Consider the following 17,826-nt stretch of genomic DNA (forward strand, 5'->3'; position numbering starts at 1 on the left):
TGCGTAAAAAAAAGTATGGCACTAAGCATTTTCCGATTTGCTAAAGCCCCTTTAGGGGTTTGGGGTTTTTATACGGCTACATTATTTTCTCTCAACGCATCGTTAAGCGAGGTTTTCTTATCTGTACTTTCTTTACGTTTACCAATAATTAAAGCACAAGGAACTTGATATTCTCCCGCAGGAAATTTTTTGGTATAACTTCCAGGAATAACTACTGAACGAGCAGGAACAATTCCTTTATATTCGATTGGCGTTGGGCCAGTAACATCAATAATTTTAGTCGATGCCGTTAAAACAACATTAGCGCCTAAAACAACTTCTCTTTCTAACTTAACACCTTCTACAACAATAGCTCTTGAACCTAAAAAGCAATCATCTTCAATAATAACGGGAGCAGCTTGAACAGGCTCTAAAACACCGCCAATACCTACACCGCCACTTAAGTGAACACGTTTGCCAATTTGCGCACATGAACCTACAGTTGCCCAAGTATCTACCATTGTACCTTCATCAACATAAGCGCCGATATTTACGTAAGATGGCATCATGATTACACCTTTTGCTAAAAACGAACCGTAACGAGCACTTGCCATAGGCACAACGCGTACACCAGTTGCTTTATAATCGGTTTTTAAATCCATTTTATCGTGGTAAACAAAAGGACCACTTTTAATTTCTTTCATCTCGCGAATCGGGAAATATAAAATAACAGCTTTTTTTACCCATTCATTAATGCCCCAAGAATTTAAAACTGGTTCAGCAACACGAATTTCACCTTTATCCAAGCCCATAATAACGGCTTCAATGGCTTCGCAATAATTGCTGTATTTTAAAAGGGTTCTATCTTCCCAAGCGGCTTCAATTAATTTCTTTAAATCTGAATACATGATGTTTTTAAATTTTACGCAAAATAAATGAAATTTATCTATAACTGAGGATTTCCTTCTATAAATATTGCTGAATTGCTACTTTGTTCTATTGTTGCGGGGAGCAATACCTAGCTATTTGGATTTGATATTCGAAGAAATAAACAATTTATCAATTTAACAATTCATCATTTTTACCGTATTTTTGATGTTTATGGCAGAAACAGAAAAACTTAGAATCGATAAATATTTGTGGGCAATTAGGCTGTTTAAAACCAGAAGTTTAGCTACAGATGCTTGCAAAGCAGGAAGAATAAAACTAAACGGACAAAATCTGAAGCCTTCTGCCATTGTAAAAGTTGGCGAGGTTTATTCCGTTTCTAAAGGGATAGAAAAGAAAATTATCGAAGTTGTTGAGCTATCTTATAATAGAACTGATTCTCCAACGGCTTTAACCAAATACAAAGACATTACACCAGTAGAAGAGACGCATGCTTTTAAATCGATGTTTCATTCTCCAAACTTAAAGCGAGATAGAGGAACAGGTAGGCCAACTAAAAAAGACAGGCGAGATACCGATGACTTAATTGGTGGATTATTTGAAGAAAAGGAAGACTAATCCATGTTAAGTTCGATATTTTTGGTTGTTTGCGTATTGCTAATGGCATACTGCAAATTAAAATACCTCATTCTATAACTCATCATGGCGGTTTTGCCAAGCCTATCTATTAATTTATAATTGGCTACAGCTCCAACTGCAGCACCGACAAATGGCAACATTTGTGCAAGCTTTGCCAAATCGATATAATCACGATATTGTTGCTGAAAGGTTAACCAATCAAATTCATCAATATTTGTTGGAAGCTTATGCGCCTGGTTATCCCAATCCTGCATTTTAATAAATATGTTTTTACTTTCTTCTTTGCTCGAAAACGCCAATTGAAAAATATGGAGGATAAATAAGCGTTCGCGGTAATCTTTAACCTCGTAACCGTAAATAGCCGCAATATCAAAAAGCATTTTCATTTTAATGCCCAGTAATAAAGGGAAATCTGCCAAACTCATTAGGAAGCCACCAGCTCCAGTAATGCCACCTTCTGCTGCGCCAGTTTTTTTGTAGTTGTCAATTTTCTGTTTAATTAATGCTTCGCGATGCATTAAAGATAAATCAGTTATAGGTTTCGATGTTGTAAAAGTAGAGCCGAAAAGAACCGCTTTAACCATTTGCTTAATTGCAGTTGTTATGGCATTATGAACCTTATCAGGAATAAAACTGTTAATTTTCTTTTGAACGCCATCGGTAACTTTATTAAAAAGCGATGGTTTTTGTAAAGTTTTAAACTTCCAAAAATCCAGCTCGCTTGTAATCTTTTGTTCGTAAGTCATTATGTTTTATTTATAGTTAGACTTTAGAACTGACTGTTTTGTTTCAAAAAGAATTAACCCTAGTAGTCAATTCTCATTGGCGAAGTCTCCCAAAGTTTAAATGCGTGGCTTGCTTCATCTCTAAGCAGCTGCAAAACTGGTAAAGAACGTTTTTCCATCGGTTTATCTAATTCATCGTAAATAAACTTATCGTCGAAGCCAATTTTACCAGCATCAGCTTTGGTGTTTCCATAGTAAATGGTTTCAATTCTAGACCAATAAATGGCGCCTAAACACATTGGGCAGGGCTCGCAACTGGTGTAAATTACGCAACCACTTAAATCGAATGTTCCCAATTCGGTGCATGCCAACCTAATTGCAGAAACTTCTGCATGCGCTGTTGGGTCGTTTGTAGAAGTTACTTTGTTAGCAGATTTTGCGACAACCTTGCCATCTTTCACCACAACAGCACCAAAAGGACCGCCAATGTTTTCGCTCACATTTTGTACGGAAAGCGCAATTGCTATTCGCATAAATTCTTCGTGTTGTTCGTTATCTTTCATATCGTAAATATTAAAGCAAAAAAAATGCCCCGATTTGCGGGGCATTTTCATTATGTATTTTAAAAATTATTTTTTGGTGTAATCTGCGTTTAAGCCTTTAATCACTTCAGAAGTTACATCTAAACTTTCATCAGCAAATAATATTGCGCTGTTTCCTTTAGAGTACGTTAATACCATTTTGTAGCCTTTTTCTTTAGCATAACCTTTAAGGTAAGTGGCAACTTTATCGTATAATTTTTCGTTTTCTGCCGCTTGCTCATTTTGTAAAGCACCACCAGCATTTTGCTGATAAGTTTGTAATTCTTGTTGTTTACGAGCTAAGCGTTCTTCGGTCGCTTTACGAACATCGGCAGCTAAAGTGCCAGCAGTTTGTTGGTACTGAGCTACTTCTCTTTGAAAAGCTTGTCCTTTTGCCTGCATATCCGACTGAGCATTTTTTGATTTACCTTCAAATTTAACTTTAAGGTCTTTGTAATAATCGTATTTTGTTAATAACGAATCTGAGTTTACAAATACAATTTTCTCGCTTGCAGAAACCGCTGCAGTGCTATCTGTTTTTTTAGTTTCAGTAGTTTTAGTGTCTTTGTTTTGACATGCAGAAAATGTAGTAATTATAGCTGCTGTTGCAAATAAACCAAATGTTTTTAAGGTTCTTCTTTCCATTCTTGTTTAATAAATTTTAGCAAACTTATATAAATTAGTTTTTATATGCAATTTAAGAGTTATTAAGACAGTCACTTAGTGGATATTTATTAATCAAAATGATATGAAAAGCAATTGCAGTATTTCATTTTAATGTTATTCCCGCCAATCGCTTTACTGCGTGCTCGCTTTTGTCGGGTTTAGGTGGCTATTTTTTTGATAAAATTTATGGTTGCTGGGTGTTTATAAATCAAACGTTCCTATGGAACGATTAAAAAAAAATATTTTTTTTCTACCCATCATACGTCCCGATGGGACGTGCAGATTGAATGTTATTCAATATTGTTTTATCAGCTAAATCAAGCACTAGGCTTTAATTGGGTTTTTCAACGTCCCATCGGGACGTATGCTGGGTTAAGGCATAATAACGTTCCATTGGTCACCTTAACCCAATTGTTCCAAAGAAGTCCCTATGAGAAAAAGGTAAGCGCCCAATTCTTTATTTCATTTGGGCATATGTTGTTTGAGATAAATCAAACGTTAGGTTTATCGAGAATTCTCCAACGTCCCATCAGTTAATATCATTAAGTTGATATTTTTGAACCACGGATGGACGCAGATAAACACGGATTTTAATCTCTGTACCCATTCTTGTGAGGGTCGAAATTGTAGCGCATCAATTTGCTAATTTAAGGACATCATCTATTGAAACTATTTGATCTAGTAGGTTTTATGGGATAAATCAAGCGATTGGTTTTATTTAAATTTTTCAACGTCCCATCGGAACGTACGTTGGGTAGCCAATTCAAAGATTGGCGCAGTTACGTTCCTTAGGAACGTTTGGTAGGTCAAGGTATTAAAAATAACGTACCATTAACCATATAAACCAAATTGTTCCAAAGCAATCCCTATGGGAAAAAGGTAAGCGTCCAATTCTTTATTTCATTTGGGCATATGTTGTTTGAGATAAATCAAACGTTAGGTTTATCGAGAATTCTCCAACGTCCCATCAGTTAATATCATTAAGTTGATATTTTTGAAATACGGATGGACGCAGGTAAACACGGATTTTAATCATTCTTATGAGGGTCAAAATTGTAGCGCATCAATTTGCTAATTTAAGGACATCATCTATTGAAACCATTTGATTTAGTAGGTTTTATGGGATAAATCAAACGATTAGTTTTATTGAAATTTTTCAACGTCCCATCGGGACGTATGCTGGGTAGCCAATTCAAAGATTGGTGCAGTTACGTTCCTTAGGAACGTTTGATGGGTAAGCCATTAAAAAATAGCATACCATTGGCCAGATAAACCAAATTGTTTCAGAGGAATCCATCTGGGAAAATGGTAAGCGTACAATTCCTCATTGGGCCTTATATTGTAAAGCGAGAGTAACGCCAGATTGAAACACAGGTCTTGTTCCAAAGGCGCTCTCTCGAAGCTGTCCAAATCCTTATTTAAAATAGCTAGGAAGCCTTTTATGAGCAAGCTATCAGTGCTTCAAAACTTATCCACATATTAGTTTAATTGCCAAAATTTCCGTATTTTTGATACTTATTGTTTCAAATTAAAATATGAGCGAAGAACAGGATTTAAAGTCAAATTATTCGGCAGATAATATACAGGTTTTAGAAGGTTTAGAAGCGGTGCGTAAGCGCCCTTCGATGTATATAGGTGATACTGGTGTGAAAGGTTTGCATCATTTGGTTTACGAGGTTGTAGATAACTCAATTGATGAGGCTTTGGCCGGTCATGCGGATACAATCGACGTAAGAATTTTAGAAGGAAACTCAATTAGAGTTGAAGATAACGGTCGTGGTATTCCAACCGGGATCAATACAAAAGAGAACAAATCGGCACTTGAAATCGTAATGACGGTTTTACACGCAGGTGGTAAATTTGATAAAGATACTTACAAGGTTTCTGGTGGTTTACACGGTGTTGGGGTAAGTTGCGTAAACGCATTATCAACACATTTAACGGCTGAAGTTCACCGTGAAGGTAAGATTTGGATGCAGGAGTACAACATTGGGAAACCTCTGTATGATGTTAAGGAAACTGGTGTAACGGATAAAAGAGGTACAATTGTAACTTTTAGTCCGGATGCTACGATTTTTACGCAAACCACTGAATATAAATACGATACGTTGGCTGGTCGTTTACGTGAATTGGCTTTTTTAAATAAGGGAATTAAATTAACGTTAACGGATGAGCGTGAAATATTAGAAGATGGATCATTTCTATCAGAAGTTTTCCAATCTGAAGGTGGCTTAAAAGAGTTTGTTACATTCTTGGATGGAACGCGTGCATCTTTCTTGCCAGAACCGATTTATATTGATGGTATTAAGAATGGTGTTCCTGTTGAATTGGCATTCCAATACAATGATAGTTACTCGGAAAATGTTCACTCTTACGTAAACAACATTAATACACATGAAGGTGGAACGCACATTGCTGGTTTCCGTAGAGGTTTAACCCGTACCTTAAAAAGTTATGCAGATAAATCTGGCTTGTTGAAAAACCTGAAAATGGAAATCACTGGTGATGACTTTAGAGAGGGTTTAACGGCTGTAGTTTCGGTAAAGGTTCAAGAGCCTCAATTTGAAGGACAAACGAAAACCAAACTGGGTAATACTGAAGTAATGGGTGCGGTTGATATCGCCGTTGGTGAGGCATTAGGTGCTTATTTGGAAGAAAATCCGAAAGAAGCTAAGATGATCGTTAACAAAGTTATTTTGGCTGCAACAGCTAGGGCTGCTGCTCGTAAAGCTCGTGAAATGGTTCAGCGTAAGAGTGTAATGGGTGGTTCTGGTTTGCCAGGAAAACTAGCCGATTGCTCTGACAGTGATCCTGTAAAATGCGAAATTTATTTAGTAGAGGGAGATTCGGCAGGTGGAACTGCTAAACAAGGTCGTGATAGAAATATTCAAGCAATTTTACCATTAAAAGGTAAGATCCTGAACGTTGAAAAGGCGATGGAGCACAAAATCTACGAAAACGACGAGATTAAAAATATGTTTACGGCAATTGGTGTAAGCATTGGTACGCCAGAAGATGATAAGGCTTTAAACATGACGAAACTTCGTTACCACAAAATCGTTATTATGACGGATGCGGATATTGATGGTAGTCACATTACAACCTTAATTTTAACATTCTTCTATCGTTACATGAGGGCATTAATTGAGGCTGGTTATGTTTATATCGCATCACCACCACTTTACCAAGTTAAAAAAGGTAAAGATTTCGAATACTGCTGGAACGATGTACAACGCGATGCGGCTGTACAACGAATTAAAGGAAACGGTAAGGAAGATAGTGTACACATTCAACGTTATAAAGGTTTGGGTGAGATGAATGCTGAACAACTTTGGGATACTACTTTAAACCCTGCTACACGTACGTTATTACAAGCTACAATTGAAAGTGCTGCAGAATGCGATCATACTTTTTCTATGTTAATGGGCGATGAAGTTGCTCCACGTAGAGAGTTTATTGAGCGTAATGCAAAATATGCTAAGATTGATGCTTAACCCCTAATCCGATAGCTATCGGATCCCCTAAAGGGACTTTGAAAACCCACATCAGGTTAAAACTTGATGTGGGTTTTTTGTTTTAATTTATAAGGTGAAAGTTAAAAGGTTATATTACTAAAAACTCTCTTTACTTCCATTTTACATTTCGAAAAAACAATTGCAAAAATATCATGTTATCTTACCAAAAATCGAATTAATGCAAAATCAAACCATCATCCAATATTTTCATTGGTATTATAACGAAGAACAAAATTTATGGTCTAAAGTAGCTTCAGAAGCTAATCATTTAAAAGAGATCGGAATAACTTCCGTATGGTTACCGCCGGCATATAAGGCGAGTACTGGTGGTTATTCTGTCGGTTATGATATATATGATCTTTTCGATTTAGGTGAATTTGACCAAAAAGGAAGTGTGAATACTAAATATGGCTCGAAGGATGAATATATTAAGGCAATTGAAGCCTTGCATGAGCAGGGAATCCAAGCTTTAGCCGATATTGTTTTCAATCATAAGGCTGGGGGAGATGAGCTTGAAAAAATTTCTGTTAGAACAGTAAATGAAGATAATAGAACTGAATTTACGAGTGATGTTTTTGAAATAGAAGCTTGGACCAAATTTACGTTTCCGGCAAGACAAGGGAAATATTCTGAATTTATTTGGGATCATCAGTGTTTTAGTGGTGTAGATTGGGCTGAAGATTTAAAGAAAACCGCGATCTATTCCATCCAAAATTTTTCTGGTGAAGGTTTCGAGAATGTTCCATCTACAGAATTGGGAAATTATGATTACTTAATGTTTAATGATATTGATTACCGCAATCGTGCTGTAATTGAAGAATTAAAATATTGGGGAGAATGGATTGTAGAAAACACAAAAATTGATGGTTTTAGATTAGATGCCGTTAAACATATTAATCCTGAGTTTATTATTGAATGGCTTGATCATTTAAATGCAAAATATAATCGTGAGTTTTTTGTGGTTGCAGAAGACTGGAATGTGGTAGATATTGAAGGTCAATTGGAGTATATCAACATAACTGCAGGCAAAACACAGATTTTTGATTCGCTGTTGCACCATAATTTTTATCTGGCAAGTCATGAAGAAAATGAATTCGATATGCGGACCATTTTCGATAAAACATTGGTGCAGGTAAATCCGGAGCTTGCCGTAACCTTTGTTGATAATCATGATTCTCAACCTTTGCAGGCTTTAGAATCTTATGTAGAATTTTGGTTCAGACCATTGGCTTATGCCATGATTCTTTTACGTATTCAAGGGATTCCATGCTTGTTTTTCCCTGATTTATACGGCGGAATTTACGATGATAAAAATGAGCAGGGTGAAGATGCTCATCTTGAATTGGCTATTTTGCCTGAATTGGAGACAATGAGCAAAATTAGAGCGAGCCATGCCTATGGATTACAGAGAGAACATTTTGATCATGGAAACTGTGTTGGTTGGACTAGAGAAGGTGATGATGAACATGAAAACAGTGGTTTAGCTGTTTTATTGAGCACTGGAGAAGAAGGTTATAAATCGATGGAAATTGGAAGCAAATTTGCTGGAAAAACTTTTATTGATGCTTTAGGACATAGGGAACAAGCAGTTGTAATTGATGAAAATGGCTGGGCAGAATTTCATTGCAATGCAGGAAGTGTTTCTGTTTGGATTTTGAAAACTGATTAAAATATTATTTAACCACAGATTTTAAATCTGTGGTTAATTTTCTAACTTAAAAAATTGTCTTCTGTTCGATAAGCGGAAATTACAGCCAATTCGCCCTCTTTTCCTCCTTTTGAATTTCCGTGTTCCATTCCCATTACGCCTTTGTAGCCTTTTTGGTGAAGGAATTTAAAAATGCTTTTATAATTTATTTCACCTGTAGTTGGTTCTTTTCTCCCCGGATTATCGCCAATTTGAATGTAGGCAATTTCATCCCAACAACGATCCATCGTTTTAATCAAATCGCCCTCTGTACGCTGCATATGGTAAATATCAAAAAGAATTTTACAAGCCGGACTTTGAACTGCTTTGCAAACGGCATATGTTTCATTAGTTTTTTGAAGAAATAATTCTGGGGTATCGCTTAGCGTTTCTAAAACCATAATTAATCCATGTGGTTCAAAAATTTCTGCACCGGCACGCATTGCATCAATAACATTGGCGAACTGATTTCCATAAGGTAGATTACGCTCGTAGAAACCCGGTACAACTGTAAGCCATTTGGCATTACATCGCTTTGCGGCCTCGACAGATTTTTTGCAGGTTTCTATAAATTTATCCTTAAATTCTTTTTTGCCAGTGGTTAAGGATGTTTTCCAATTGTCGCCCCCATCTACCACAAAAACACCCATTCTCATGCCAAGCTTGGAAAGTAAATTTCCGATTTTTTCTTGTTCCTCTACAGATCTATTTAAAAATCCATTGTCTTCTATTGATCTAAACCCTTTGTCGTACATAAACTGGATTTGATCTAAAAAACTTTTTCCTGCATGGTTTTCGAACATACCCTGATGTGGAGCATAATCTAGATTAAAAGTTTTATCTGCAAAAGAAGTTTCTTTTTCAGTTGCAAAAGTATTTGTAATTCCCGCTCCTGTAGTTAGTGCTCCAGCGGTAAGTAAGGTATTTCTGATAAATTCACTTCTTTTCATCTGTTGGTTTTTATTAGGTGAAAGCTGTTTATTTGGTAATCATTTTTTTAAATCCTGTTGTTAAAGTGTCGGCAACTGTACCGTCTTTTTTATGGTATACAAAATAAGCTTCGAGGTTTTTCCTTTGTTCTACAAATTCCATTGCCTCATTTAAATGCATTCCCATTAGGGCATTATCATAGCCATCTGCGGTTATTGCATCATTTGCAAAAACGGTTACGCTAATCATCTCGTTATCCAGCGGGTATCCGGTTTTAGCATCAATTAAATGAGAAATTTTTTTATTTCCACTTTGATGAAATTTTCTGTAATTGCCAGATGTTGTTATAGCTCCAAAATTTAATGAAGCAATATGCCTTATAATTGGTGTTCCATCTGCATCAGGCCCTTCAATTCCAATTTTCATTGGTTTTCCATCTGGTTTTGGTCCTAAAATTCTAAGTTCGCCTCCAAGTTCGGCCACATAACTTTTAATACCTTTTCGGTTTAAGTAATTTGCAATAACATCAACACTGTAGCCTTGAGCAATTCCATTTAAATCTATTTGAACACAGGGTTTACGCTTCGTTAAATAACCATTTTTCAAAATTAGGTTTTTCATTCCTACGCATTTTAAAATGCTTTTAATGATTAAACTATCCGGGTCAATTCTATTTTCTTTCGGTCCAAAACCCCAAGCCTGTACCAATGGCGCAACTGTTACATCGAAAATCCCCTTGGTATCTAAATTAATTTCGAAGCTTCTTTTTAGCACATCGTTTATAAAATGATCTGTTTTAATTTCCTTTTCAGCCGAATTGAATTGATTTATCAATGAACCCTTTTTGTATAAGGACATCGATAAATCAATTTCATTTAAAATACTCTCTATATTTTCTTTGGATACTAAACTATCTGTAGCATAATAAGTTATCGTATAATCTGTTCCTTGTGCAAAGCCAGTTATCTTATATTGATTAATTTCCTTTTTGAAAAAAAGTACACCTAATAGTGATAAAAGCAGGAACAGTTGATTATAATTCATCAATTATCTATAAACTAAAGTACCTTGGTTTTTCCGGGCATTGCGTAAGGGTATAAACCATTTGCATCAGGAAGTACTTTAGGCATTGCGTCCCAAGCCAAACGGTCGGGCAACAAACTGTTATTTGCAGCTAAAGCTTCATCCCATTTAATGGTTTGTCCGGAGTAAGTCGCATAACGGCCAATAATTCCAGTTAATGTGGTAGTTGCACCGTAATCAGCATTGGCAAATTTATATTCACCTTTTGATACGGCTTCAAAAAGTTCATCGTGTTCAGTTTGATAAGGATTTTTATTTCCCTTGGTATCATGACGATAAATTTCTTTTCCTTTAGCATCCCAAATCACGGCTTCATTGCTTCCCGATAAATAAACTCTTCCTTTTGTACCTTGGAAAGATTCATCAACGCGATTGCTTGCGCCTTCAAAATGTCTACATTGACTGTAAATTACGGCACCGTCGGGATAAGTAAGTTCTAGCGCATGATTATCATAAATTTCTCCATAATCTTTACCCGTTCTCCAAGCTCGGCTTCCAGTTCCTTGTACCGAAACTGGGTGAGCATTTTTTACCCAATTTGCAATATCTAAGTTATGAACATGCTGCTCTACAATATGATCTCCGCATAACCAGTTGAAGTAATACCAATTGCGCATTTGATATTCCATTTCGGTTTGGCCAGCGGTACGCGGACGAACCCAAACGCCTCCGCTATTCCAATACACCTGACCAGAAACGATCTCGCCAATGGCGCCATCATTAATGCGTTTCATCGCTTCGCGATAATTTGTTTGATATCGTCTTTGCAAACCAACTACAACATTAAGTTTTTTCTTTTTTGCTTCTTCAGCTGCGGCCAAGACTCTTCTAATTCCAGGCGCATCTACTGCCACCGGTTTTTCCATAAAAATTTGTTTGCCCTGTTTTACGGCTTCTTCAAAATGGATTGGTCTGAATCCTGGAGGTGTTACCAATAAAACCACATCAGCTAAAGGAATTGCTTTTAAATAGGCATCAAATCCAACAAATTGGCGTTCTTTTGGAACATCCATTTTAGTTGCGAATTTAGAACTTAAGGCTTGATAGCTATTGTCTAATCTATCCTGAAAAGCATCGGCCATTGCAACAAGTTTAATGTTGAATTTGGTGCTTAGCGCTTGAAACGCTGCGCCTGTACCACGATCTCCACAGCCAATTAAAGCAATTTTGATGGTGGCACTTCCTGATGCATAAGCACCGGCTAGTGGGATACTGCTAATAATTGCACCGCCTGCGAGTAGGGCAGATGCTTTTAAAAAATCTCTTCTTTGTTGGGTAAGTGGTTCTTTGTTCATTCTTGTAGGTTTATATTGGTTTTTGTATGTTTCTGTTAATAATCTTTTATTGGAGATTTATTGTAGTACGCATCAATCATTTCTTTTGATGGAACTTTAACTGGTCTTACTAATCTCATTCCAACAAAAGGAGCTTCTGGAAACCACCAATTGCTTTTTGGAATTTGTGGGTCAAGTTGCTTCCATGAAGGATCGGAGGCTAGCCTAACCGTTGAAGTTAAATTCTTGGCAACTTCATCATAAGATCCTCCACGTACAGTATTTGGATAAAGTTTTTCAGGAATCGCTACAGGGTTTTTAGTAGTTTTATCTGTCTTGTAAAAATCTGGAACGTACTGATCGTAAGTCCATTCGGCTACGTTTCCATGCATATCGTAAAGCCCCCAATTATTAGGTTTCTTTTGTCCTACGGGATGGGTTTTATTTCCGCTATTGTCTTTGTACCAAGCATAATCTTTAAGACTAGATGCATCATTTCCGAAAGAATAAGTTGTATTAGAACCAGCTTTACAGGCATATTCCCATTCGGCTTCGGTGGGTAAGCGATAAAAAATTCCGGTTCTAACATATAACCATTTACAAAACTGAATGGCATTGTATTGAGTCATGGCTAGGGCGGGCTGATTTTCTTTTCCCATGCCGAAAGTCATATCAAGATAAGGTTTGGTTGGTCGAGTTACGGCATCTACTTCTGCAGAAATTTTTTCGGTACTTGCTTTTTGTTCATAATCGCGATAAAGAAATGGCTCAAAAATATCCCAGGTTATTTCGTATTTTCCAATCCAAAAGGCATCGAGTTCAACCTCGTGAATGGGTTGCTCATCAGGTTTGCCTACTTTACTTCCCATTTTAAATTTTCCAGCCGGAATGGCAAGCATTTCAAAAGTTAATTTTGTTCCATTAATATTTTGGTTATACGATTTTGAATCACTCTGTGCAAAAACAGGCAAACAAGTAAATATTATTAATGCCGAAGCGATTAATTTTTTGAACATAATAGTTGGTTAGAAAATGCCTTTTTAATCAGCATTTATGGTTTCTCAATAATCTGATTACTAAAGTAATTACTCAGATTTTAAATCAAGAAAATTTGTGTAACAATAAAGGTATAATTGACAATTAATCCGTTTAGTAAAAGGATTTATCTTCTATCAGAAGGCTTATTACTTAAATTTACAAACCCAACCAAAGTTTCCCAGCGAGCGCCAGGCCTGCGGTAATAAACAAAAATTTGATAGCTATTTTCAGTCTGGAAAAACGCCCCTTCGAATGGTTTTGTTTCAACAGTATTGCTGGTTTTGTCTAGCCAAGCATATTCGTAATCATAAAGACCTTGCTTAAGTAAAATGTTGCCATAAAACTGCTTTCTATTGGCATCGTAAAGTAATTTGTTTTCGTTACTTAGCGTATAATTATTAAATCTGCCTACAACATAAGCATCGCCATTTGCACTTGGAGCCGGAGAATTTAGAGTGAACAATACTCCTGTATATTCTGATTCTGTTCTATCATCACGCCCATCAGTATTTCGAACAAAGAAATTCCCATTTTCATCGTATTGATTTGCAAAAGCTCCTGTATTTCTTGGCACATCTTGAAAGAGCATTACATTTACAGATTCGTTATCTTTAAAAATATCCTTTACGTTATCAGCTTTATAGCGTAAACTTCTGGTATCAAATTTCCTAAACTCATTATCTCCCCAAAAATCGTTAGTATTTAAATCATTATAAACCAATTGGTTTGGTCTGATAAATGCAGGTTTTGTATTGACTTGTGCGGTATTAGAATTAAAATTCTGCATTACCACAGCTTTCAAATCTTGGTATGGATTTGAAATTGGAATAGAATGATTAATTGTAAAGTTTATTTTTTGCTTATAATTTCGATCGGCAACCTGCATGGAGTTGGTTACCTCTGCAGAAACTGCAACCTGACTATCAACAATATAAAAACGTTGAGAGATAACAGGTTTTTTTAAATCTCCATCTTCATAAACCTTTAACAAATAGTTGCCGCCAATTTTAGGTTTAATCTGATAATTGGGAAGACTAACTTCATAGTGCGTATATTTTCTGGTGGTGTTGGAGGAATAACGATAATTAATGATTCGATCATCATTAAAACTTTCCAAATAATCTATACTCGAAATTCGGGAAGGTTGCCAGTCTGCTGTGCAGTGTTCAACGGTGTACCAATAGTTTTTGGTTCCAGCCAAAAGATCATCAAAAGCAAACGTTAAAGTTTCTGATGAGTTTAAAAGGATAACAGGCAAGCTTTGTTCCTTATTGCTGTTGTAGCAGAGAACGGTTTTAATATTGGGCAGATAAATCTTGTTTTCGTAAGTAAATATTTTATCTGTTTGGGCAAAGATTAGGGTGGGGATGAAAAATAAAATTGTAAATAATATTTTTTGCATGGGATAAAAGTAAAGTTTTATTGGAGATTGACAAAACCTCTTTCTATGAAAGTTTGTGGTTTTTAATTTGAGCGTGTTTTATCCCTCCTTTAAAGCAGGAGAAGAGTCAATGGCATGAACTTTAAGGGTATGGCAAAAAAGATTAATTAACCAAAGATGGACAGGATAGGCACAGATAAAAATTCGTAAATGAAATCTGTTTTTATCTGTGTGAATCTGCTGTGAAAAAGCTTAAGTTAATGACATTGGGAGGAGAGCTCTGAATTCTGCGTAACAACGAACTTCTATAAGAAGAGGTTTTAAAACAAAAAAGCCACAGAAGATATTCTGTGGCCTTACTAATAAGATTGCTACAGCCGATGAAAAATCGGCTTCGCAATGACGGTTTTGAGTTAACCTTCCAGCTCCATTATTTCTCCAGCCAATTCTTCCCATCTGCTTTGGCTTTTATCCAAATCGCTTTTGGTTGCTAGATAACGTTTATTTGCTTCTGCTAATTTATCTGCTTTGCCATAAATATTTTCATCTGCTAATTCAGCTTCGATATTTTTAACATTTTGCTCCAATTCGGCTATTGAAGTTTCTATTTTCTTCAATTCTTCATTCAGTTTTTTTAACTGATTGGCCGAATTTGGTGTGGCAGGTTTAGGCTCTTCTTTAACTTTTTCGGGCATTTTTACCGGAATAGGTTTTGAAGCCGGAATAACACGTTTGCTATTCCATTCCTCGTATTCTGCGTAAGTGCCTGGGTATTGTTTAATCTGTTCGTTTTCGATAAACCAGATTTTGTTGGCCACGTTATCCAAGAAATATCTATCGTGAGAAACTGCTATAAATGTACCCTCAAACTGTTGTAAAGCTTGAATCAGAATGTTGACCGATTGAATATCCAAGTGATTGGTTGGCTCATCCAGAATCAAGAAATTTGAATCTGTTGTTAAAGATTTTGCCAAAGCAACCCGTGATTTTTCACCACCGGAAAGGACCTTGATTTTTTTGAAAACATCATCGCCAGTAAATAAGAAACATCCTAATATTCCACGCAATTCAGTATCGCTATGTTTTGGTGCAAAGGCTTGTAGCTCTTCTAAAATAGCATTGTTTAAATGCAAAGATTCAAGCTGATGCTGTGCAAAGAAGGTTGTTGTAACGTTATGGCCAGTCTCACAGAAACCATCAAATTTTTCGGCACCGGCAATCATTCTTAACAAAGTAGATTTACCTTTACCATTGGCACCGATAAGTGCAATTTTATCGCCTTTTTCAATTACAGCTTCCGCATCTTCCAAAATATGAACGTTTGGATAATGCTTGGTAGCATGCTCTATTCTAACAACGTGTCGGCCAGATGGTTTAGAGAATTTAAATGCAAAGTTAACGGTTGGGTTATCATCATCCACATCATCAACACGTTCCATTTTATCCAAAGCTTTCATTCGCGATTGAGCCATTTTTGCTTTACTCGCTTTAGCCTTAAAACGCTCAATTAAGCGTTCTTCTTGCTTAATTTTGGCTTGCTGATTTTTAAATTCGCCCTTTTGGATTTCGCCACGTAAGGCTTTTTCTTCAACATAGAAACTATAGTTACCCGCGTAAACGTTTAATTTCCCTTTACGAGATTCTACAGTGCGGTTAACAATTTTATCTAAGAAATATCTATCGTGAGATACAATTACGATTGCGCCTTCAAAGCCCATTAAATAGTTTTCAAGCCATTTAATTGATGGTAAATCCATGTGGTTGGTAGGCTCATCCAGTAATAAAATATCTGGAGTTTGAAGAAGAATTTTAGCAAGCATTACCCGCATTCTCCAACCTCCTGAAAAGGTATTTAATGGACGTAATTGATCTGCAGTACTGAAACCTAAACCAGCTAAAATTTCATTTGCTCTGTATTCGATGTTGTAACCATCCAAAGCTTCAAATTCTTGCTGTTTATCGCTCAGTTTATATAAAACTTCTTCGCTATAATCGGTCTCGATTTTTTTAAGCAATTCTTCAATTTCATCATGCAACTGGTTTTGGCGCTCAAAAGCTTCCATAGCCACATGCAAAATGCTATGATGAGAATCGTAAGAAAGTAAATCCTGATTCAAATAACCAATTTTCAAGTCTTTAGACATGGAAACCGTACCTGAAGTTGGAGCGTACTCGCCAACAATTATTTTTAAAAGTGTAGATTTTCCCGTTCCGTTGGCTCCGATTAATCCAGCTCTATCGCCTGGTTTAATGTGCCAATTCGCTTCATCGTATAAGGCTCTTGAGCCAATAAGGAATGTTAAATTATTTATTGAAATCATTTCGGGTGCAAAAGTACGAAATTTTAAGGCTTATTTTATGTCGAAAGTCAAATTGGAAAGAACCATGATTTCTTGACGCTTATTTGATTATTTGGAAAGCAACGGCAGATGATTTTTTTAATGTTTGTTCCTGCTTTCTGTTCCAACAAAAGCAGAAAAAGCTTTTGGTTTCCTCGGCAATCAGGTTTAAAAACAAAATTTTGTGCTTTGTAGGGCAGGCAATAAAAACCCATAGTAGTAAGATTGCTTCATTCCTAGCAATGACGATAGCTTAAATACCATTTATTCATTCAACGTATTAAAATAGTAATACATTTGGTTTCAAGACCAACCGGACATGACCAACGAAAATATTAAAATCATTAGTAAAGAAATCCTTTCAGATAACTGGTACACCTTAAACAAGATAACCTTTGAGCAATTAAAGAGTGATGGAACTCGAGAGGTTTTAAGTCGAGAAGCTTATGATAGGGGGAATGGGGCAACTATTTTGCTTTATAATAAAGAAAATCAAACTGTAATCTTAACCCGTCAGTTTCGATTGCCAACCTATATTAATGGCAATGAGAGCGGTATGCTTATCGAAACCTGTGCAGGTTTATTGGATTTGGATAATCCCGAAACTGCTATTAAGCGTGAAACTGAAGAAGAGACGGGTTACAAGATTAAAGATGTTAAAAAGGTTTTCGAGGCATATATGTCGCCGGGTTCGGTAACGGAAATCTTATATTTTTTTGTTGCCGAATATTCAAAAGATATGAAAGTGAGCGAAGGCGGAGGGCATCATGATGAACAAGAAAATATCGAAGTTTTGGAAATGTCTTTTAGAGATGCGGTGGCTATGATTGCCAACGGTGAAATTAAAGACGGTAAAACGATTATGCTTTTGCAGTATGCGCTAATAAATAATTTATTTGGTTAGTGCACTCTTTTTTACCATTGATATTTATCTAAGCTTAAATTTATTAGACCCGATAGAACGTAAAGCCCGGAAGCCGAGGAACGAGGCTGAGGACTTGAAGAGATAGCGGGACTAACGTTAAAAGAGGCTTCTGTTATTGCTCTTCAGAAAAAAATATTAACATAAGTTTTGATTCTACAAAAATCTACTTACATTTG

14 protein-coding genes are annotated in these 17,826 nt (G+C 36.2%); 4 read left to right on the top strand and 10 right to left on the bottom strand.

Going from position 1 to position 17,826, the window contains the following annotated elements:
- Positions 1 to 68: 68 nt before the first annotated feature.
- A complete protein-coding gene (locus H7U22_RS12560) occupies positions 69 to 887 on the bottom strand; it encodes a 2,3,4,5-tetrahydropyridine-2,6-dicarboxylate N-succinyltransferase (RefSeq protein WP_187071702.1) in 819 nt (272 codons plus the stop codon).
- A gap of 193 nt (positions 888 to 1,080) precedes the next feature.
- On the opposite strand from H7U22_RS12560, the gene H7U22_RS12565 reads away from it, so the two are divergent.
- Positions 1,081 to 1,485 carry an RNA-binding S4 domain-containing protein gene (locus H7U22_RS12565; RefSeq protein ID WP_187071703.1) on the top strand — a complete coding sequence of 135 codons (405 nt, stop codon included), beginning with the start codon at positions 1,081 to 1,083 and terminating at the stop codon, positions 1,483 to 1,485.
- Here the strand turns inward: H7U22_RS12565 and H7U22_RS12570 are convergent.
- From H7U22_RS12570 to H7U22_RS12580, 3 genes are all read right to left on the bottom strand, one after another.
- Positions 1,482 to 2,252, bottom strand: coding sequence for an EcsC family protein (locus H7U22_RS12570; RefSeq protein WP_187071704.1), 771 nt, complete (start codon positions 2,250 to 2,252; stop codon positions 1,482 to 1,484). The two genes, H7U22_RS12565 and H7U22_RS12570, sit on opposite strands and share 4 nt — an antisense overlap.
- Positions 2,253 to 2,311: 59 nt before the next feature.
- Positions 2,312 to 2,794 carry a nucleoside deaminase gene (locus tag H7U22_RS12575; RefSeq protein WP_187071705.1) on the bottom strand — a complete coding sequence of 161 codons (483 nt, stop codon included), beginning with the start codon at positions 2,792 to 2,794 and terminating at the stop codon, positions 2,312 to 2,314.
- 66 nt (positions 2,795 to 2,860) lie between these two features.
- Positions 2,861 to 3,457 (bottom strand): OmpH family outer membrane protein, encoded by a 597-nt coding sequence (locus H7U22_RS12580; RefSeq protein ID WP_187071706.1) that lies wholly within the window; start codon positions 3,455 to 3,457, stop codon positions 2,861 to 2,863.
- A 1,556-nt stretch (positions 3,458 to 5,013) separates the two neighbouring features.
- On the opposite strand from H7U22_RS12580, the gene gyrB reads away from it, so the two are divergent.
- Together gyrB and H7U22_RS12590 are read left to right on the top strand one after the other, a co-directional pair.
- Entirely contained in the window at positions 5,014 to 6,972 is a 1,959-nt protein-coding gene (gene gyrB / locus H7U22_RS12585) for a DNA topoisomerase (ATP-hydrolyzing) subunit B (protein ID WP_187071707.1), read from the top strand.
- Between the two features lie 199 nt (positions 6,973 to 7,171).
- Positions 7,172 to 8,662, top strand: a complete 1,491-nt coding sequence (locus H7U22_RS12590; protein WP_187071708.1) for an alpha-amylase — start codon at positions 7,172 to 7,174, stop codon at positions 8,660 to 8,662.
- Between the two features lie 41 nt (positions 8,663 to 8,703).
- On the opposite strand, the gene H7U22_RS12595 is transcribed toward H7U22_RS12590, so the two are convergent.
- From H7U22_RS12595 to H7U22_RS12620, 6 genes are all read right to left on the bottom strand, one after another.
- Positions 8,704 to 9,630, bottom strand: a complete 927-nt coding sequence (locus H7U22_RS12595) for a hydroxypyruvate isomerase family protein (protein WP_187071709.1) — start codon at positions 9,628 to 9,630, stop codon at positions 8,704 to 8,706.
- Between the two features lie 28 nt (positions 9,631 to 9,658).
- On the bottom strand, positions 9,659 to 10,654 hold the full coding sequence (locus H7U22_RS12600; RefSeq protein WP_187071710.1) for an FAD:protein FMN transferase: 996 nt from the start codon (positions 10,652 to 10,654) through the stop codon (positions 9,659 to 9,661).
- 14 nt (positions 10,655 to 10,668) lie between these two features.
- Positions 10,669 to 11,988 (bottom strand): Gfo/Idh/MocA family protein, encoded by a 1,320-nt coding sequence (locus H7U22_RS12605; protein ID WP_187071711.1) that lies wholly within the window; start codon positions 11,986 to 11,988, stop codon positions 10,669 to 10,671.
- Between the two features lie 35 nt (positions 11,989 to 12,023).
- Positions 12,024 to 12,983, bottom strand: a complete 960-nt coding sequence (locus tag H7U22_RS12610) for a formylglycine-generating enzyme family protein (protein WP_187071712.1) — start codon at positions 12,981 to 12,983, stop codon at positions 12,024 to 12,026.
- Between the two features lie 146 nt (positions 12,984 to 13,129).
- Positions 13,130 to 14,407 carry a type IX secretion system plug protein gene (locus H7U22_RS12615; RefSeq protein WP_187071713.1) on the bottom strand — a complete coding sequence of 426 codons (1,278 nt, stop codon included), beginning with the start codon at positions 14,405 to 14,407 and terminating at the stop codon, positions 13,130 to 13,132.
- Positions 14,408 to 14,799: 392 nt separating this feature from the next.
- Positions 14,800 to 16,707, bottom strand: a complete 1,908-nt coding sequence (locus H7U22_RS12620; RefSeq protein ID WP_187071714.1) for an ABC-F family ATP-binding cassette domain-containing protein — start codon at positions 16,705 to 16,707, stop codon at positions 14,800 to 14,802.
- Between the two features lie 337 nt (positions 16,708 to 17,044).
- Between H7U22_RS12620 and nudK the strand changes: the two genes are divergently transcribed.
- Positions 17,045 to 17,629 carry a GDP-mannose pyrophosphatase NudK gene (nudK, locus tag H7U22_RS12625; protein WP_187071715.1) on the top strand — a complete coding sequence of 195 codons (585 nt, stop codon included), beginning with the start codon at positions 17,045 to 17,047 and terminating at the stop codon, positions 17,627 to 17,629.
- Positions 17,630 to 17,826: the final 197 nt, after the last annotated feature.

Source organism: Pedobacter fastidiosus (assembly GCF_014306625.1).
Taxonomy (GTDB): Bacteria; Bacteroidota; Bacteroidia; order Sphingobacteriales; family Sphingobacteriaceae; genus Pedobacter; species Pedobacter fastidiosus.